This is a genomic window from Paraflavitalea pollutisoli, from assembly GCF_029360705.1.
GTDB classification, from domain to species: domain Bacteria; phylum Bacteroidota; class Bacteroidia; order Chitinophagales; family Chitinophagaceae; genus Paraflavitalea; species Paraflavitalea pollutisoli.
Map to the genome: position 1 here is coordinate 666,060 of NZ_JARKMX010000001.1, position 18,567 is coordinate 684,626.

Annotated in this window: 16 protein-coding genes; 14 read left to right on the forward strand and 2 right to left on the reverse strand. The window is 49.9% G+C overall.

The genetic code is table 11. The annotated features are described in order from the left end of the window. Nucleotides 1-1,055: 1,055 nt before the first annotated feature. Nucleotides 1,056-1,271 carry a hypothetical protein gene (locus P2W70_RS02785; protein ID WP_276479898.1) on the reverse strand — a complete coding sequence of 72 codons (216 nt, stop codon included), beginning with the start codon at nucleotides 1,269-1,271 and terminating at the stop codon, nucleotides 1,056-1,058. Between the two features lie 799 nt (nucleotides 1,272-2,070). Here P2W70_RS02785 and P2W70_RS02790 point away from each other — a divergent pair. The 10 genes from P2W70_RS02790 to P2W70_RS02835 all read left to right on the forward strand — a co-directional run bounded on the left by P2W70_RS02790 (nucleotide 2,071) and on the right by P2W70_RS02835 (nucleotide 13,648). Then, nucleotides 2,071-3,708: a M23 family metallopeptidase gene (locus P2W70_RS02790; RefSeq protein WP_276479899.1), complete on the forward strand. Its 1,638-nt coding sequence runs from the start codon at nucleotides 2,071-2,073 to the stop codon at nucleotides 3,706-3,708. A gap of 120 nt (nucleotides 3,709-3,828) precedes the next feature. Continuing rightward, the gene (bcp, locus tag P2W70_RS02795; protein WP_276479900.1) at nucleotides 3,829-4,308 is read left to right on the forward strand and encodes a thioredoxin-dependent thiol peroxidase; all 480 of its coding nucleotides are present in this window, start codon (nucleotides 3,829-3,831) and stop codon (nucleotides 4,306-4,308) included. A 525-nt stretch (nucleotides 4,309-4,833) separates the two neighbouring features. Then, a complete protein-coding gene (locus P2W70_RS02800; RefSeq protein WP_276479901.1) occupies nucleotides 4,834-8,019 on the forward strand; it encodes a sensor histidine kinase in 3,186 nt (1,061 codons plus the stop codon). 162 nt (nucleotides 8,020-8,181) lie between these two features. Beyond that, complete coding sequence (locus P2W70_RS02805) at nucleotides 8,182-8,829, forward strand: response regulator (protein ID WP_276479902.1); 648 nt, start codon at nucleotides 8,182-8,184, stop codon at nucleotides 8,827-8,829. A 111-nt stretch (nucleotides 8,830-8,940) separates the two neighbouring features. Then, nucleotides 8,941-9,120, forward strand: coding sequence for a hypothetical protein (locus P2W70_RS02810; RefSeq protein WP_276479903.1), 180 nt, complete (start codon nucleotides 8,941-8,943; stop codon nucleotides 9,118-9,120). Nucleotides 9,121-9,332: 212 nt separating this feature from the next. After that, nucleotides 9,333-11,051, forward strand: a complete 1,719-nt coding sequence (locus P2W70_RS02815) for a tetratricopeptide repeat protein (protein WP_276479904.1) — start codon at nucleotides 9,333-9,335, stop codon at nucleotides 11,049-11,051. A gap of 290 nt (nucleotides 11,052-11,341) precedes the next feature. Then, on the forward strand, nucleotides 11,342-11,692 hold the full coding sequence (locus P2W70_RS02820) for a c-type cytochrome (protein ID WP_276479905.1): 351 nt from the start codon (nucleotides 11,342-11,344) through the stop codon (nucleotides 11,690-11,692). 3 nt (nucleotides 11,693-11,695) lie between these two features. Continuing rightward, nucleotides 11,696-12,148 (forward strand): OB-fold protein, encoded by a 453-nt coding sequence (locus tag P2W70_RS02825; protein WP_276479906.1) that lies wholly within the window; start codon nucleotides 11,696-11,698, stop codon nucleotides 12,146-12,148. Between the two features lie 26 nt (nucleotides 12,149-12,174). After that, complete coding sequence (locus P2W70_RS02830) at nucleotides 12,175-12,732, forward strand: YceI family protein (protein ID WP_276479907.1); 558 nt, start codon at nucleotides 12,175-12,177, stop codon at nucleotides 12,730-12,732. 19 nt (nucleotides 12,733-12,751) lie between these two features. Next, the gene (locus P2W70_RS02835) at nucleotides 12,752-13,648 is read left to right on the forward strand and encodes a DUF5777 family beta-barrel protein (RefSeq protein WP_276479908.1); all 897 of its coding nucleotides are present in this window, start codon (nucleotides 12,752-12,754) and stop codon (nucleotides 13,646-13,648) included. A 54-nt stretch (nucleotides 13,649-13,702) separates the two neighbouring features. Here the strand turns inward: P2W70_RS02835 and P2W70_RS02840 are convergent, their stop codons facing one another. Continuing rightward, the gene (locus P2W70_RS02840) at nucleotides 13,703-14,599 is read right to left on the reverse strand and encodes a biotin--[acetyl-CoA-carboxylase] ligase (RefSeq protein WP_276479909.1); all 897 of its coding nucleotides are present in this window, start codon (nucleotides 14,597-14,599) and stop codon (nucleotides 13,703-13,705) included. Nucleotides 14,600-14,765: 166 nt separating this feature from the next. Between P2W70_RS02840 and rsfS the strand changes: the two genes are divergently transcribed. From rsfS to P2W70_RS02860, 4 genes are all read left to right on the forward strand, one after another. Then, complete coding sequence (gene rsfS, locus P2W70_RS02845) at nucleotides 14,766-15,170, forward strand: ribosome silencing factor (protein WP_276479910.1); 405 nt, start codon at nucleotides 14,766-14,768, stop codon at nucleotides 15,168-15,170. 132 nt (nucleotides 15,171-15,302) lie between these two features. Beyond that, nucleotides 15,303-17,375 (forward strand): ATP-dependent zinc metalloprotease FtsH, encoded by a 2,073-nt coding sequence (gene ftsH, locus P2W70_RS02850; protein ID WP_276479911.1) that lies wholly within the window; start codon nucleotides 15,303-15,305, stop codon nucleotides 17,373-17,375. An 8-nt stretch (nucleotides 17,376-17,383) separates the two neighbouring features. Further along, entirely contained in the window at nucleotides 17,384-18,019 is a 636-nt protein-coding gene (locus P2W70_RS02855) for a LutC/YkgG family protein (protein WP_276479912.1), read from the forward strand. Nucleotides 18,020-18,121: 102 nt separating this feature from the next. Then, on the forward strand, nucleotides 18,122-18,565 hold the full coding sequence (locus P2W70_RS02860; protein ID WP_276479913.1) for a gamma-glutamylcyclotransferase family protein: 444 nt from the start codon (nucleotides 18,122-18,124) through the stop codon (nucleotides 18,563-18,565). Nucleotides 18,566-18,567: the final 2 nt, after the last annotated feature.

Genomic DNA, 18,567 nt, shown 5'->3' on the forward strand with positions numbered 1-18,567 from the left:
TTTTTCTCTTTTTTAATAAAATTCCCGTCTCTTTTTGGCGGGATAAATTGCGCAAAAGTAAGGTGATGAGGGGATATCTGCGGATTATTTTTTGATGCAGGGCAAAGTTGACAGAGGAAGGTGGTCATTTAGAGCGAGTTAGGAAAAGTTTGACCTCCGATCGGGGGGGCTTTGTATCGATGAAGTGGGAGGGGGTGGCTGTCTGGGTTACGTGGTGTGTGTGGGGCGCTACGGACGTGTCGACCAGTGTGCGATCTGTTCCTGATTCCTCTGTCACGGCTCTGGCATAGTTCTGTCACAGTTCTGGCACTGCTCTAAATCCCTGTTTTTGCCTGTGCTGTTTCAGTATATCGGCCGTACTGTACCAGGCGATTGGCAGAAAAGGTGTCAAGCTCCGGCGAGGCCGAATGTACTAAGGGAGCTATCCAGCTGTATGCCATGGTTGTTACTACACCTAGACTGCTTGTATACTACAGGTATGGATCTTCTATGAAAGGATACTGGTTTCATAGGATATTCATAGTTATGATATATCAGTGTGTGAGGAGATCTGCAGCAGTTCGAGCGTTTCGGTGGAGGAGATTCCGGAGAGAAGGTGATGAGGGCCGTGGAGTGGACTTGCTGGCCGGGCAGGTTTGATGCTGTCTGATACAGGTCTGATATAGGGCCGATAGGGGGGCGACACGGAGCCAGTAAGGAGCCGACAGGGAGCAAAGTCTCTATAAGGTCTCTATAAGGTCTCTGTAAGGATTGTCAGGCGGTTGGAGGAAATGGCCGAAAAGAACCCGAAAAAGGCAAGTGGTGAAATGATTCGGGTGTTAATCCCGTCGGAGTAGCTGCGCTTTATATCGCGTGATTCGGAGCCTACGCGCAAAATGAGGCTGCCCTCTAACTGCAGGACATTGGTTAGGGCAATAGCATGCCGCGTCGCCTGGGAGGCGACTGTGCGGCCTTGATAACGTTGTCGTGATCGGTACATCTGTTTTTCCTACCGGGCAACAAAAAACCCCTGCCGACTGGCAGGGGCTATATTTTGCTGGTCGGAAATTAATGATTTAAGAATTGTGAAAAGCAGCGATCTCGATGTCATCGAGAGGTACACCTCCCTGGCGGACAAACTTCTTTTCAGCTGCCACCTGACGCTTTTCCTCAAAACGACTCTTGATACGGAATACCCATTTCTGCTTCGCTTCTGTGCCTTTAAACATCCCAACTATGGACCCTACTGCTACTGCCAGTAGTAACACCGTCCTATTACGTATCATACTCATAAAACAAAGGTTGTAGATTTATACTATCATTTCATACTTACTTAGACACTTTATATACGCTAAACGCTGTCTCATGGTTCACAAAAATCTATACAACTAAGTGGGTATTTTCAAAAACTTAACAGACTTATAGCGAATCAAAAATCTCTATATTCTTTATACAAAACGGCGTGCCGGGTAACCCAATTCCTGAACTTTTAATATTAGTTTAATACTGGTCATTCGATCGGGTTTGTAAGGCATTGAATTGTTGTGCAATTAGTCGCTTTTTCAGTTACCGTAGTAAACAATTCGAGTGAATTGTATGGTATTTCCAGTGAACTGAGGTTTCCAGTATTTGGAAGGTTTCCCAGCGGTTTCTAGCGGTGGGAATTCATCCCAGGATTTCAACGTCTGCGCGGCCTGTTCGATTACCCTTGCCTGACCCTTTACCGGAACCTTGGCGATGGCTATTACCAAGGCTGGATCTTGTGTTCAATAGTTTCCTGGTCTGGCTGGCTAAAAGACTACTCAATCTACATCAATCCGTTTGCTGAGACCAGTTTACGAGCCGGTAATAATCTACTTCTAATGTGCTACAAATTTAACCCATGGCAACAGATATATCCTGTGTGAATAGTTGTTCCGATCATAGTATTCGTTGCCCCTTTCGAGGATAATTGTGCTATCCGGTAGCATAAACCAGTTTCGACGTAGTTTTGCTGCTCTTCTAACCTAAAAAAGTATTGTCCTGATGCGTGTTTTGGCGTTTGTTCTGTTGTTCGGCTTTCAAAGTGTACAGGCTCAATTGTTCCCTTCTGTGAACTATCCAAAGGGCTATTTCCGCAACCCGCTTGCATTGCCTATGGATCTTAGCGGCAATTTCGGAGAGTTGCGCCCTAATCACTATCATATGGGGCTTGACCTGAAGACCCGACGCGTGGAAAATCAGCCGGTATACGCTGCTGCGGACGGCTATATCTCCCGGATCAAGATCGAGCCGGCTGGTTTTGGCAGAGCAATCTACATCAATCACCCGAATGGTTATACTACGCTTTACGCGCACCTCAACGATTTCAATGCTACTTTGGAGAAATGGGTAAAAGAGCAACAGTACGCCAAGGAATTGTGGAATATTTTTCTCGAATTAGCGCCTGGCCAATTCCCTATTAAAAAAGGGGACTTTATCGCTTACAGTGGGAATACTGGAGGCTCGCAGGCACCACACCTGCATTTTGAGATCCGGCGCACGCCGGATGATGTGAACCTGAACCCTATGCTGTTTGGATTCCCTTTGGCTGACAATACCCGCCCAACCATTTTACGCCTGGCCGTTTACGACCGTACCAAAAGCATTTATGAGCAGGCGCCCAAGATCATCCCGGTCAAAGCAGCTGGCAGCAGTTATACGACCACGCCAGGTTTGTTGAAGGTAGGTTCTCCCAAAGTCAGCTTCGCTATAACATCTTTCGATACGCATACCGGCTCTACCAACCTGAACGGCATTTATGAAGCCCTGCTGTATGTCGATAATGAGCAGGTAGTGGGTTTCCGCATGGATAATATCAGTTACAACGACACGCGGTACCTCAATGCCCATATCGACTACCGGACCAAGGCCAATGGTGGCGCCTGGTTGCAACACCTGTCGGAACCGCCGGGTTATATCAACTCCATTTATAAGAAAGCCAAGGGCGACGGCGCGATCGACATCAGTGATCAGCAGGTTCACCCGGTCAGGATCGTGGTACGGGATGCCTACGGGAACGCTTCCACCCTGGAATACTCAGTTCAATACAACGGTGAACATCCTGTGCCGTTGGTGACTGCAGATAAAATGTTTTACCCTTTTATGCTGGACGGGTTCGAAACGGAGCAGTGCGAATTCTACATTGGGGAGCGTTGCTTGTACGATTCGGTGCACATCCGGCATAGCCGGTCGGCGAATACGCACCCGCAGGGTGTTTCGGATGTACATTCCATCGGCGCGCCCAATATTCCCCTGCAGGAATCTTTCCTGGTGCGCATTCAACCCGGGCGTTCCCTCTCTGCTGCCGAGCAGCAGCGTACGGTGATGCAATGGTATGCCGGTACTAAAAATGACGTGCAGAAAGTCGAATGGAAGAATGGCTGGGCATCTGCCCGCTACCGAGATTTCGGTTCTTTCCGGCTGTTGACAGATGATACGCCACCTGTGATCGTACCTTCCGGATTTGTGGATGGTGCCAATCTGGGGAATGCCAGTCGCATCGTATTTACCGTGACTGATAATCTGGGCAAGTGCCGGAACGTACGAACCCTTCTGGATGGGAAATGGTTACGTTTTACCAATGATAAAGGCCGCTATTTTATCTACAAGTTTGACGAACAATGTCCTCCCGGCGATCATATTCTTACTATCAGTGCCGATGACGAGGCGGGCAACCACGTGGAGCGTTCTTTCCGGTTAACCCGGTAGACTCTGCAGCTGCCTGCGGCGAAGGTTTCGCCAGCTATCAATGCTCCCGGTGGTGATGCTCCTCATTCAATTTTACCGCCAGGTTTTACCTGTCACCCCATTTCAATTTCGAAAGGCTATATGGTTACATTACAAGAAGGCGATAAAGCGCCGGCATTCAAAGGAACCGATCAGGATGGCAATGCTGTGGCGCTCAAGGATCTGAAAGGGAAAAAAGTAGTGCTTTATTTCTATCCGCAAGACGATACCCCTACCTGCACGGTGCAAGCCTGCAACTTACGCGACAACTACGCTTTGCTGAAAGCGGCCGGTTTTGCGGTGTTGGGCGTTAGCCCGGACGAAATGGCCCGGCACAAGCGATTTGGAACAAAACATCAGCTTCCCTTCACGCTCCTGGCTGATACCAAGCATACCATCATCGACAAATACGGCGTATGGGGCGAGAAACAGCTTTATGGCCGCAAATACATGGGGTTGTTGCGTACCACTTTCGTTATCGACGAAAAAGGGGTTATTCGCAAAATCTTCCTACGCCCCAAAAGCAAGCAGCATGCTGAAGAGATAGTCGCTGCCTGGGAGTCTCTGCAACCTGTACGATAACCCGTCTTTCAACGGCGGGGGCCGGCGGCCGCTCGTACCGTTGGAAAGTTAGTCTCATCATGGGCTTTATCTCATGCGTGGTGAGCTTGCGTTGCCCTTTTCGCTGTGGGGTATAGGGGCGCCAGCATGGGGTGTCACCTATGCCGTTTTTACCGGATTCATTGCGATCGGAGGAGTTCCCGCCTCCCCGAATATGGTGATGCCTTTGCTCGGCTGTGGGGATTGGTAAGGGGCCGCCTTTTCAGCACTTTTGTGTCGTGCTGCTGACCTACTATATTTTATAAGTACCCAGGAGGAGGCAGCGCCTGAACGAGACAGGTATCGTATCTCAGCTTAACTATATTATTCCAATCGTTTTTTCAGGTAGGGGTTTTATCGAGCCGCCGGCATGTCAACAGCATCCGGCGGTATTTTGTTACCAGGGCTATCCAATCAAGCAGGGGCGCTGTTGGCTCAAACACCTGACATCGTACTGCCTGCCTGCAATACTTTTATTCTTCCGAGCCGCGCACCAATTTACCTGTTATGTATCGCCGTCTAACGTTTTTTTGCTTTCTATTCCTGGTATGCCAGGATCAGCTGCGTGCTCAGTCTCCCGCATTGTACTTCGACAAACTCAATGTACAGAGCGGCCTTTCTCACAATAAAGTAAACTGTATTCTGCGCGATCAGCGAGGGTTTATGTGGTTTGGTACCAACGATGGCCTGAACCGGTATGATGGTCACGAATTTACCATTTTTCAACACCGACCCGGCGACAGTTCTTCTATATCGGGTAATATTATTAATAGTATACTTGAAGATGAACGGGGGGTATTGTGGATCGCTACGGCGGACGGCGGCCTTTGCCGCTATGACTACCGGCAACGTCCCAGCCGCCAGTTCAGGCAATATCGCCACCAGGCCAACAATCCGCAATCGATACCCGTCAATTCGCTGAATACACTGTTGCTCGACCGGCAAGGCTTACTCTGGATCGGGTCGGGCGGCGCGGGCTTGCTGCGGTTTGACCGGCGTAGGGAGCAATTCAGCCAGCCTGTACTGACGGGAACGCGGACTGTACTGGCTTTGGCACTTGGTCTGCATGATACCTTGTGGGTAGGTCGTGTTGGGGGCGGTATCCTCAAAATCAACACAAGTACACTACAGTATTCAACCGCTCCCGGTTATGACGATCTCTATGCGAAATTGCCGCATGCTGCTGTTACGGCTATGTATGCTGATCGCCAGAATCAGCTCTGGTTTGGTTCATGGGATAAGCTACTTTACCGGCGATCGTTGCTGTCACACGAAGAGGTTCATTTTACCTGGTCGAAGGACCATGCTTATTCGTTCAGTAACGACGAGATCACTTCTTTTACTGCAGACTCGCGCAACAGGATATGGATTGGCGGCAGACAGGAAGGGCTTCATATTTATGAGCCCTGGTCACGCAGGTTTTACCAATACCGGTATGACCCTGCCCGTGAAGGTTCCCTGGCGGACAATCATATCAATTACCTGTATACCGATCCTGAGGGTGTATGTTGGATTGGCACCGACCGGGGTATCAGTATTCATCGTCCTGCACAACAGCAGTTTGAGCAAACCTTTCTCTCCCGGCAGTCTGCCAGTCTGGCCTCTACGGTATTCGGCACCGGGGCCGGGGATAGTTATGCCAGGTCTTTAGTACCAGCGCCGGTAACATCGCCATCGAAGTGTCATTCCAATAGCGATATCATCCTGTATGACTTTTATGAAAGGGGGGATGAGCTCTGGATCGGTACCAGTGCGGGCATTTTCGTCCGGCGGCCGGGGAGTACGTCCTTTATCCTGCTTCCCGTTTCTTATAATAGTATACCGCTTCGTATCACCTGCATTTTTGAAGATGTTGATGGTGCTGTATACCTGGGTACGGATTACTCTCTTTTCCGGCTTGATATCGCCCGTTGGCAAGTGACGCTACTGCCCAATACCCGCAAGGATCGTGTCATGCATCGACTGATCGATTCCCGGATCGTATCGATTGTGCGCGATACGATCGGCGGGCATCCTGTTTTGCTGACGGCTCCCTATGGCCATTATATCGCTTACTACGACCTGGTCACCAAACGATGGGTTTCCCGGTACGATTCGGTGGCGAATATCACCGGCCGGTTTAATCTGGGCAATAATCACCTGATCCGGAAAGCCTTCAAAACCCGTGATGGGCGTCTCTGGCTGGCTACCGTGTCGGGCGGCCTCGGTATGGATGTCAGCAAAGATCCGCCGGCTTTTCGGTTTTTCTCGAACCAGGAGGGAGAAGCGCGTGGCCTCCCCAGTAACCATGTATCGGATGTGCAGGAAGATGCTTCGGGCGGGCTTTGGGTCAGTACCTATGGGGGCGGACTGCATTATCTGGACCAGGATCATCGGCACTTTGCGCATATATCTGCCTCCAATAACCTGCTGGAAGGCCTGCAAGTCGATGGTCGTGGTCAGGTATGGATGATCAGTAATGGTCATTTGCACAAGTATGACCCTCAATTGCATTCCTATGTTTCTTTCGGACTGCCAGATATCGATAAATCGGGTGGGGTACGCGGCAATATTTTCCAGGACAGGAAGGGTAAGCTGTACGTTGCCGGTACCAATTATTTCATTGTTTTCGACCCGCTGGCTGTACAGGAGCTACATTCCAACCCGCAGGTGCAGTTTACGGATTTCAGGATCTTCAATGAATCGAATAATGAGTTGCTGCAGGATAGCTGTATCCGCTTGAGCTATGGGCAGAACTATTTTACGGTGATGTTTGCCGCGCCCGACTTTCAACCGGGCCGAACGATGCGTTATCAATACCAGCTCGAGGGCCGAGATGAAGATTGGATCGATATTGGCACCCGGAATACGTTGGAGTTTTCGAATCTTGAAGCCCGGGACTATCTTTTAAAGGTGCGGGCCACCAGCCATACCGGTCGATGGAATAATCAGGCAGCTCACCTGTCCATATCCATCGTGCCTCCTTTCTGGCAACGTTGGTGGTTTTACGCCATTTGTGGCTGTTCGATCGGGGTGATCTTCTATTTTATATGCCGCTACCGGATCGATCAGTTGCTGAAGCAACAGACCATCCGCAATAAGATTGCGCAGGACCTGCATGACAACGTTGGGTCTACGCTTAGTAGTATTTCCGTATACAGCCAGGTGGCCAAGATCTACCATGAGCAGTCTCGCCGGACCGAATTACAACAAACGCTGGAGAAAATCAGTGCTACTTCGGTAGAAATGATCTCCGAAATGAACGATATCGTATGGACCATCAATCCCCGCCATGACAGTATGGATACCATATTGCAAAGGATGGAATCTTTTGCCCGGCCGTTACTTGCGTCCCAGGGCATTCACTTCCATTTTGAGGTAGAGCCTTCGGTGAAGATGGTAAACCTGGAGATGAGCCGGCGCAAGAACTTCTACCTTATATATAAGGAGGCGGTAAACAATGCCCTGAAATATTCGCAGTGCAAGAACCTGTGGGTGAAGATCGGGCTGCGGCAGCACCAGCTACACCTGGTGACGGTGGATGACGGGGTTGGGTTCGATATGCAGCAGGCTCAGCTCCGGGCAGCCCAGTCGCTGTCGGGCAATGGTTTGCGCAATATGGAAATGCGGGCGGAGGAAATGAAGGGGCTTTGGCATATCGATAGCCTGGCAGGTCGGGGAACTACGGTTCATCTTCGATTTCCGGTGGTCTGAGTGTTGGTCCGCATAGGGATTCACAAACGAGGGATTGGCCGCCCCCACGGCGCTAACGGCATGGGTGCATCGATTTGACGGTCTGAAACGGGCATGCCGGCTAACCACAAAAGGGGATTGCGCCGGCTGTCAATAAATCTGAAATTTGATAAACTCCATATTATGAGCTTGCGTATTGCCATTTTTGATGACAACAGGAATATCCGGGAAAGTATTACGCTTTTGCTGAGCACGGTGCCCTCTTTTGAGGTCGTGGGAGCGTTTTCGCATGTACTGGATTGTGTGGATGATGTACGGCATTGCAAACCGGACATCGTATTGATGGATATTGAAATGCCGGGTATGACGGGTATCGAGGCGGTGGGGGCCATCCGCCAGGAGCTGCCGCATATCCAGGTGTTGATGCAAACGGTGTTTGAAGATGATGATCGTGTATTCGATTCGATCTGCGCTGGGGCTTCGGGGTATATATTAAAAAACCATCTTAATACGAAGCTGGTGGAGTCTATCACGGAATTACAATATGGCGGCTCGCCCATGTCGCCGTCGATCGCCCGTAAAGTGTTGGGTAAGCTGCAGCAGATCCCGCAGCATGTGAAACCCGAGGAGGCGCCTGATTACCGGCTCACGGTGCGCGAAAAGGAAGTATTGGCTTGTATCGTGGAAGGGCTCAGTTATAAAATGATTGCCGATCGGCTGACGATCAGTTATGAAACGGTACGCAGCCATGTTAAGAAAATCTACGAGAAGCTGCATGTCGCCTCATTGACGGAGGCGGTGGCCAAGGCTATTCATCAGCGGATCGTTTAGTGTGCAGCTATCACCCTATCCGGGGAGGCCCTGGCTCGGTTCGGTGATTGTATGGACAGGTATCTATGAGCAACTTTGTGCCTCATTGTATCACCTGTCAATTTTTTAGCCATGAAAAAGATATTGCTTTATGCGATATGCCTGCTGGCCTTCGCGGCTTGCAGAAAGGAAAAGAAAGATCATACAGAAGAGCTTTTGAAGTTGCCGCTCGAGTTGTTGACTGCGCAAGCGTGGATACTGGAAGCAGGCTTGCACCACACTGCCCGATTCATTGCGATGTATCATCATTAATTGCGGGCAGATGGAAACAGTAAAGCTACAGCCCGGTAATGTGGTCAGGCCCGTGGAGGCGGAAACAAGGCAACAGGGCACTGGGCCAATAAGGGAAGAGTGTATCCGTAGTAAGGCGGTAAAAGGGGAAAAAGTATCGAGGAGTTGGAATCCGCTGCGCAGATGGCTGGGCGACCTACCAACACCGGACTTTAACCTGAAAATAAAATTGTATGAGAAGTAGTTATGTTTTGGGCCCGGCACTCCTGGTGCTGGCCTTTGTGGTCGTGCTGTTGGGGTATACCCCGGCGGCACGACCTGAGCAGGCTGGTAATAGCCCCGTTGCCGTTTACTGCTCCCCCTCGTTCGATACCACCAACTTTAAAAACGGCAAAGCGCCTTTGATCGACGGATTGGGCAATCTGCATTTTGCCGTGACGACCCGATCGAAGCTGGCCCAACGTTATTTCAACCAGGGGCTCACCCTCGTTTATGCTTTCAATCATGGTGAGGCGGCACGTTCGTTCCAGGAAATGCTGCGTATTGATTCCACTGCTGCTATGGGATGGTGGGGGATGGCCATGGTGCTTGGGCCGAATTACAACGCAGCGTTGAATCCTGCGAGTCTCGCAGAGATCAATACCACGATGCGCAATGCACAACGTTATGCGGCCAAAGCGACCCCTAAAGAGCAGGCACTGATTGCGGCTTTGGCCAAGCGCTTTCCGGCTGAACCTGTCAGTGATATGGGGCCTTTTGCTGCTGCCTATGCTGATGGCATGCGCGAAGTGAACCGACGTTTTCCCGAAGATGCAGACATAGCTGTATTGTATGCTGATGCCCTGATGAATGAGCATCCCTGGAATTTTTACCTGAAGGATGGACAACCCCAACCCTGGACGAAAGGCGTGGAGCAGGTACTTGAGCAAACGATGGCCCGCTTTCCTGATCATCCCGGTGCGCTTCACATGTATTTGCATGCTGTAGAGGCATCACCTACGGCCAGCCGTGCTTTACCGGCCGCGAGGCGATTGCTCAATATGTTGCCGGCGGCGGGGCACCTGGTGCACATGCCTGCTCACATCTATATACGTACCGGGCATTATCATGATGGGGTGTTGTCGACCGAACTAGCGCAGGCTTCCGACAGCAGCTATATCGTGCAATGCAAATCACAGGGCACTTATCCCTTATTATATTATCCGCACAACGTTCACTTCCTCGCGGCCTGTGCTTTCCTCGAGGGCAATAGTCAAAAAGCCATTGCAGCTGCCTGGAACGTATCCAGGTTGGCAGACCGACGATACCTTGCCACCAATGTTACCGTGCAGCATTATTATATTATTCCTTATTATGTATTGGTGCATTTGGGAGAATGGCAGCAGATCCTGTCGATACCTACCCCAGGCGAGTCGCTACAGTACCCCCGTGCCATCTGGCATTATGCACGCGGTATGGCTTATACTGCCCAGGGGAATAAGTCTGCTGCCCAACAGGAATTGACATCATTACAAGGTTACGCGGCTGACACCACGCTACGACCCTTACTCGTTTGGGAAACCAATAGCTCGCTTGACCTGATCAGTATTGCGGCGCTTACCCTGGAAGCTGAATTGCTCGCACGTGAGCAGCAGTATGAACCGGCCATTGAACTGCTCCGAAAAGCAGCAGCCATCGAAGACCGGTTGAGTTACCAGGAGCCACCGGATTGGTTCTTTTCCGTACGTCATTCGCTGGGGCATGTATTGGTGCAGGCCAAAAAGTACGTGCAGGCTGAACAGGTATACCTGGAAGATTTTAAAACGTTTCCGGAAAATGGCTGGGCATTACGCGGGTTGTACAGCAGTCTTGTAGGGCAGCAAAAACACCAGGAAGCGGAAGCTGTGCGCCAGCGGTTTGAAAAAGCCTGGCAATGGGCCGATATCCGAATCACCTCTTCCCGAAAATACTAACCAGGTTCTTCGTAGCTATATTGCCAGCTGGCTGAGGTTTGTCGGCGGGGTGATGGTAATTCATGTATGAATAAGTCGCTGAAGGAAACCCTGTAAATAGATTTATCGTATAATAAATAATAAACGTGAAGAGTGCCGGCGATAAGCTTTCTCCTGGAGAGCAGGCTTCTTCATGGGTTATCTAAAGTTCTAAGGGTTTGGTTCCCTGTCCTGTCCAGGACAGGGATTTTTTTTACAGGCAACCTGTGCAGCTGGTTGCCCGTAAGGGTATCATAGGAAACGTTTGTACTATGATGAAAAAAGTGCTGATCACTTTGTCTGTATGCCTGGCCTTGCTAGTTGGCTGTACCAGTGATAAAGAAGAACTACTGAATCCTTCAGGACACGATTGTGCGGGGGTAAACGCCAGTTTTGTCAACGATGTGTGGCCTATCATTCAGGCGAATTGCCAGGGCTGTCACGGAGCGGGGTCTACGAATGGTCCGGGCCCTTTGACCAACTATACCCAGATCAGCAATGTTGCGGCCCGTATCCAGGCGGCCGTTGAAAGTGGCATCATGCCCAAAGGGGGTGGGCCGCTACCGTCGGCCCAGATCAGGATCATCCGCTGCTGGGTCAATTCAGGAACTCCCAATAACTAAATCATGCGAAGAAGGACTGGTATACTGCTGGGCATCGCACTGGTGCTGGCCGTGGTGGCAATCTATGCGTATCGTGAATTTCACCGCACCAACACAAATCTTGCGGAGGTGAAGGCTGACGTAACCGTAGGGGCTGTACCGTTGGTGAATGAGTTTTTAGCCAATGACAGCGTCGCCAATGTCAAATATCAAAATAAAATTCTGGCAGTACAAGGTGTCGTAAAAGAAGTAACGACCAGCGAGGGCGATTGTACGGTGGTGATGGGAGATACGACAGGCATGTCTTCGTCCGTGCGATGTTTGCTCGATAGTGCCCAGGCTGCGTTCGTTGGCAACATCCGTCGGGGTGATGTCATTACCATCAAAGGTGCTATTACAGGATTTAAAAAAGATGAAACGGGTTTGTTGGGGTCCGACGTAGAGCTTAACCGCTGTGTGCTGGATTCCAAACAATAGATCCTTTACTAAAACTGATCATAACTATGAACAACAGGTTGATGGGCGTAGCCATTTTGTTATTACTATCCGTACTGGGTAACGCGCAAGACAAATTCTTTACGAAGAGTGGCAAAATATCTTTTGTCTCCAAGGGTACCGTCGAAACGATCACTGCAAAACATAAAGGCGTGACCTGTGTAGTCGATTCTAAATCGGGGGCTATACAGTATGCGGTGCTTATGAAAGGCTTTGAGTTTGCCAAGGCGCTTATGCAAGAGCATTTCAATGAGAATTATGTAGAGAGTGACAAATATCCGAAGGCTGATTTCAAAGGCATGGTCTCCAATAATAGCGAGATCAGGTATGGGCAGGATGGGAGCTATCCGGCAAAGGTGAAAGGAACCTTGTCGTTGCATGGTGTGACCAAAGAGATCGAGGTGCCTGGCACTATTGTCGTCAATGGCGGCAAGCCGCAACTCAATGCATCGTTCAGTATCCTGTTGTCGGACTACCATATCAAGATACCGGCTGTAGTGAAGGATAATATTTCGAACACGGTAGCCATCACAGTCGATTGTGCCCTGGAGCCGCTTAAGCCTTAACCAAATTTCATACTGTAATATGAAAAGAACAATCTATAGCATCGTGTCGGTTGTGTTGTTGTTGACCGCCGGCCTCGCCGCTCGTGCTCAGGACCAGGATCTTTTAAAGGAACTGGGGACGGATTCTGTCCGCAAGGAGTATGTGAAAAATGCTTTTAAATCTTCACGGATCGTTCATAGCCATTCCATGGAGTTTATTGGTAAGGGGGTGCTCGATGTACGCATTCTCCACCGGTTTGGTACCATCAATCATGGGTTCAAAGATCTGTTTGGTCTCGACGAAGCGAATATGCGTTTTGGTTTTGATTATGGTTTGGGGAAAAGCCTCACTGTGGGTATTGGCCGCAGTAACGTAAACAAAGAGCTGGACGGATTTATCAAGTATCGGCCGGTATGGCAATCGACGGGCCCGGACGGCTTTCCCTTCTCCGTGGTGTTGATCACCGGTATGACCTTGCGGACGCAGGATTTTCCCGAACCCAAGGAGCTGTACGCGTTCAAGCACCGGTTGGCTTTCTTTCAGGAGGTCATTGTAGGCCGCAAATTCAGCGACGGCTTCAGTATGCAGTTGAATCCTATCTTCCTGCACCGCAACCTCGTACCTGGCGCAGAGGATGACAACAATACCTGGGCATTGGGTATTGGCGGCCGTATCAAACTAACGAAACGCACTGCCTTTGTGGTGGACTATACGCCGATCCTTGCGGGGCGGCAGCCCGGAACGAAGGATCCCCTGGCGCTGGGATTTGATATTGAAACGGGCGGTCACGTCTTTCAATTGCATTTCACCAATGCTACGGGTATGAATGAGCGGGCATTCCTGACTACTACCACCGACGATTTCTGGAAAGGAGAGATCAGGTTTGGCTTCAATCTATCGCGGGTATTCACGATCAGGAAAAAGTCAACCAAATAATATTGGGGGAATTTTCACGGACAGGATCATCCATTCGAGATGGTTCTTTTTTGTTTATAGTACCCACTCTACTTCTCCTACATCGAATTGCCGTTCCACGACGTCGCGGGTGGTCAGTTGCCCGGTGGGCGTAACGCCGGTGATGGTCGTTTCGAACAGGTAGTTGTCTTTTTTGAGTTTTACCGGCTGGTCGATCTTATAGAGGGCCTGGTGATAGCTGGCAAACAGTTGTTGGGGATCGTTGAGGCTTTGGTAACGTTCTTCGAGGGCCTGGCACAACTCCCGTGCGAGGGCATGTATGTCATAGGTTTTGCCGGTAATTTGTTTGAGGGATACCGGCCGGGTGGCGCCGGGGGCAAAATCAGTCTGATTGATGTTGATGCCCATACCGGCGACGGCGAATAGCCAGGTGGGGGTGTCGCCTGGGGCAGTGCCCGTACCGGCTTCGGTGGGCGGGGTGCCCGGGCCTGATGCATCTATGTTGCGATTGGCTGTATCGTTGCCGGGCAATTCAGGTGCTAACTGTCCGGAAATGGCATCAGCTGTGTTTACAGCCAGGTGCTGGGTGGGCCTTCCAATGCGTGATTCTATCAATATTCCCGCTGCCTTTCTGTCACGCCAATAAATGTCGTTGGGCCATTTGATGCTGGTTTCTTCCCCGGCATAATTTTTAAAGAAATCATAACAGCCGAGTGCAATAGCAGCCGAAAGGAGGAATTGTTGACTGGTTTTCAGTACTTCAGGCTGAATAACGACACTCATCATGATGTTTTCTCCCACGGTGGTATGCCAGGTTTTGCCACGTTGTCCTTTGCCGGCTGTTTGTTGCAGGGCGAAATAGACGGTACCATGTGTGGCCGTGCCAGCGACGGCCTGCGCCATGGCATAGTTGTTGGTGCTGTCAATTACCGGTAATATAATAAGCTGTTGGCCAATAGTAGGATGTGGCAAAAGATCACTATTTTTGGATTGCACGAAAATAGATATATCTGTTGAACGTTTAAGCTACTGTGCTGTTATATTGGGATAATGGAATAGCCCGGTGGTAAAAGCAGGATACAACGCATCCTGAGGGCTTTCAGGATCATCATTGACCATCTAAAAAAAGTATTCATTATTGGAACAAATTTCAACGTTAGCTACCCGTCGTAAACGAACCAGTGTAGCCAGGTTAACCAGAAATTCTAAGATTTTCAAAGCTATCATCCACGCTATCCAGGAGAAAAAAGGTAGTAATATCATTTCGATCGATCTCCGGAAAATTCCCGAAGCAATTGCTGATTTCATCGTCGTTTGTGAGGCTGGCAGTACCACCCAGGTCAAGGCCATTGCCGATTTTGTAGATAAACATGTACGGGAGGCTGCTGAAGAAGCACCTTATCACCAGGAAGGGCACTCCGGTGCACAATGGGTGATCGTAGACTACGTTAATATCGTGGTTCATGTCATGTTGCCAGAGACCCGCGGTTTCTACAAATTGGAAGAAATGTGGAGCGACGCAGAGGCCGAAGAGCATAAATAATTTGATTCTTAAAGCCGGATGTTTGATATTGTGTACCCGAAGCTGTTCAGAATCTGCCATTTCAACAGGTTTTTTTGAACAATTTCATCGCTATAATCCTTAATTAGAAAAACAAGCTGAAGCAAGTACAATATGTCACAGGACGATTCAAGACAGAATGAACGCGGTTTTCCGCGCCTACGCCCCCGAGGTGATGATAATGGCCAGCGTAAAGGTCCAAAGTTCAATATCTATTGGGTTTGGGCGATCATCTTTGCTGTACTGGTAGCTTTTCAATTATTCGGTTCCTTTGCCCCTGATGCCAAAGAAATTGATGACATCGAGTTTTACTCCATGTTGGAAAAAGGAGACGTCGATAAGCTGACTACCATCACCAATAAGAACCTTATCAGAGTAACCCTGACTGCTCAGGGATATCAAAAATACAAGGACCAGCTTTCCAAGAAATGGCCCGGTGTATCTGAAAAAGGACCTCATTTCGAATTCCGTGTTATCAAGGCTGACGAGTTTGACAAAGAACTGAAAGCCTGGTATAAAGACCACCCAACTGTAAAGCCGGTTTCTAACAAGCCTGCTACGGAAGGCGAATGGTTTACCGGTATCATCCAATTCCTGCTTCCGCTGGTGGTGATCATCCTGATCTGGGTGATGCTGATGCGTAAGATGGGTGGTGGCGCCGGTGGCGGCAGTGGTCCCGGTGGTATCTTCAACATTGGTAAATCACGTGCTACGCTGTTCGATAAAGGAACCAAGGTCAACATCAACTTCTCAGACGTAGCTGGTCTCGACGAAGCGAAAGTGGAAGTTATGGAGATCGTGGACTTCCTGAAGAACCCCAAAAAGTATACTTCCCTGGGTGGTAAAATTCCCAAGGGCGCGTTGCTGGTAGGCCCTCCCGGTACAGGTAAAACCTTGCTGGCCAAGGCTATGGCTGGTGAAGCACAGGTGCCTTTCTTCTCGATGAGCGGTTCCGATTTTGTGGAATTGTTTGTAGGGGTAGGCGCGAGCCGTGTACGTGACCTGTTCAAGCAGGCCCGTGAAAAAGCTCCCTGTATCATCTTCATCGATGAGATCGACGCCATTGGTCGTGCACGTGGTAAAAATGCCATGATGAGCAATGACGAAAGAGAAAGTACGCTGAACCAGTTGCTGGTAGAAATGGATGGCTTCAGCGGCGAAAGTGGCATTATCGTGTTGGCGGCTACCAACCGTCCCGATGTACTCGACTCCGCCCTGCTGCGTCCCGGACGTTTTGATCGTCAGATCTCTATCGACAAACCCGATCTGAAAGGCCGTGAGCACATTTTCAAGGTGCACCTGAAGCCAATCAAGATCTCCGATAAAGTTGATATTTACAAGTTGGCCGAACAAACACCTGGTTTTGCCGGTGCCGATATCGCCAATATTTGTAATGAAGCTGCCCTGATCGCTGCCCGTAAAGGCAAGCAATCGGTTGAGATGGAAGACTTCCAGGACGCTGTAGATCGCGTTATTGGTGGTCTGGAAAAGAAGAATAAGATCATTTCTCCCGATGAAAAGCGGATCATTGCTTACCACGAAGCCGGTCATGCTGTTTGCGGCTGGTTCCTGGAACATGCTTATCCGCTGTTGAAAGTGACCATCGTACCACGCGGTGTGGCGGCACTGGGATATGCACAATACACGCCGAAAGAGCAGTACCTGTACAATACCGATCAACTCACCGATCAGATCTGCATGACACTTGGTGGTCGCGCCAGCGAAGAGATCTTCTTCGGCAAGATATCGACCGGTGCGCAGAACGATCTGCAGCAGGTGACCCGCATTGCCTACTCCATGATCACCGTATACGGTATGAATGAAAAGGTGGGTAATGTAAGTTTCTACGATCCCGCTTCAGAAAACTCTTTCACCAAGCCTTATTCGGAAGAAACTTCCAAGCTGATCGATGAGGAAGTCAGAAAACTGATCGATGACGCTTACGAAAAGACCAAGGGTTTGCTGACTGAAAAGAAAGGTCAGGTTGAAAAACTGGCAGAAGCTTTGCTGAGCAAGGAAGTATTGTTCCAAAGCGACGTTGAATCCCTCATCGGAAAGCGTCCTTATGGTGAAAAGAAGTTGCTCGATGTAGATGGTAATCCTGGTCATGGTGCGGAAGAAAGTTCCATCAGCCAGGGAGTGCCGCCTTACGACAGCAATGTGCACCCGGCGACTTCCGCCTCTTAATTGATATTATGAAGATTTCTCCTGCAAGGGAAAGTATTCTCAAGAAAATACGGAAGGCGTTGACTCAGTCAACGCCTCTTCCTTTTCCGCAAAGTGAAGGAAGCAGTTCGGTATTCCAGCCCAGTCAACAAGAGTTGGAAGTGCAGTTTGCCGAACAGTTTTCAAAGCTCCAGGGCAAGTTTGTGTTCTGTCTCAACGAACAAGAGCTGGCCGTTCAATTGAACCATGTGGTGTCCCACAACCAATGGGCCAATATTTACTGCCGTGAACAGGCGTTGAAACAGCGGCTGTCGGCCAACGGCTTTCAGCAACATCAGCACGGTGACGTAGCGAGTTGCGATGCGGCGATCACCACTTGTGAGTGGTTGGTGGCCCGGACGGGTACCATCGTCATGAGTACCGGTCAGCAAAGTGGTCGTACCGTCAGCGTTTATGCTCCTATCCATATTTGCATTGCCTATACCAGCCAACTGGTGTACGATATCCGTGACGGCCTGCAGGCGGCCCGGGAAAAGTACGGCAACGACCTTCCAACTCTGATCACTTTTGCTTCGGGTCCCAGTCGTACGGCCGATATCGAGAAGACGTTGGTGGTAGGGGTGCATGGCCCCAAGGAAGTTTATGTATTCCTGGTCGATAAATAGATGCTGCCCGCATAATTCTGTATTTGCCATTATCTTTACGTGCTGAGCGACTATGGACCGGCGGTGCCGGCGCCAACGTGTGTGCAGCCTATTTTACTTCCTATGGCCTCCGAAATCTATCAACTCTTTGTGTATGGATCGCTCCTGAGCGGTTTTCATCACCCGGCTTACGAATACATCAGTGGTTATTTTACGCTGATCGGCCCTGCTAAGGTGCAGGGTAAACTGTACGATATGGGCGAATATCCTGCCGCCATTCCCGTCAATGAAGATGCCTGGATCGTAGGCGAACTTTACCAGCTTAACAGCAAGGATGAGTTTGACTGGGCTTTCAGTCAGCTTGATGATTATGAAGGTGTAGTGCCCGACCCGGGCGAAACGCCGCTCTATCGACGGGAGCCGGTGAATGTAGTGGTCAACGAGCGGGATACGCTGGCCTGGATCTATTGGTACAACAGAAACATTAATGATAAACCGGCGATCGTGTCGGGTAGTGTGCTTCAATACCGCGATGATCAACAGAAAAGGCAGTCCGGATTTTTTTAAGT

What these genes read in the sequence shown, in the direction of transcription:
- P2W70_RS02805 (WP_276479902.1), top strand. Translation starts at nt 8,182, where the DNA reads ATGAGCTTGCGTATTGCCATTTTTGATGACAACAGGAATATCCGGGAA.
- P2W70_RS02835 (WP_276479908.1), top strand. Translation starts at nt 12,752, where the DNA reads ATGAAAAGAACAATCTATAGCATCGTGTCGGTTGTGTTGTTGTTGACC.
- P2W70_RS02830 (WP_276479907.1), top strand. Translation starts at nt 12,175, where the DNA reads ATGAACAACAGGTTGATGGGCGTAGCCATTTTGTTATTACTATCCGTA.
- P2W70_RS02810 (WP_276479903.1), top strand. Translation starts at nt 8,941, where the DNA reads ATGAAAAAGATATTGCTTTATGCGATATGCCTGCTGGCCTTCGCGGCT.
- bcp (WP_276479900.1), top strand. Translation starts at nt 3,829, where the DNA reads ATGGTTACATTACAAGAAGGCGATAAAGCGCCGGCATTCAAAGGAACC.
- P2W70_RS02825 (WP_276479906.1), top strand. Translation starts at nt 11,696, where the DNA reads ATGCGAAGAAGGACTGGTATACTGCTGGGCATCGCACTGGTGCTGGCC.
- P2W70_RS02820 (WP_276479905.1), top strand. Translation starts at nt 11,342, where the DNA reads ATGATGAAAAAAGTGCTGATCACTTTGTCTGTATGCCTGGCCTTGCTA.
- P2W70_RS02860 (WP_276479913.1), top strand. Translation starts at nt 18,122, where the DNA reads ATGGCCTCCGAAATCTATCAACTCTTTGTGTATGGATCGCTCCTGAGC.
- P2W70_RS02785 (WP_276479898.1), bottom strand. Translation starts at nt 1,271, where the DNA reads ATGAGTATGATACGTAATAGGACGGTGTTACTACTGGCAGTAGCAGTA.
- P2W70_RS02800 (WP_276479901.1), top strand. Translation starts at nt 4,834, where the DNA reads ATGTATCGCCGTCTAACGTTTTTTTGCTTTCTATTCCTGGTATGCCAG.
- ftsH (WP_276479911.1), top strand. Translation starts at nt 15,303, where the DNA reads ATGTCACAGGACGATTCAAGACAGAATGAACGCGGTTTTCCGCGCCTA.
- P2W70_RS02855 (WP_276479912.1), top strand. Translation starts at nt 17,384, where the DNA reads ATGAAGATTTCTCCTGCAAGGGAAAGTATTCTCAAGAAAATACGGAAG.
- P2W70_RS02815 (WP_276479904.1), top strand. Translation starts at nt 9,333, where the DNA reads ATGAGAAGTAGTTATGTTTTGGGCCCGGCACTCCTGGTGCTGGCCTTT.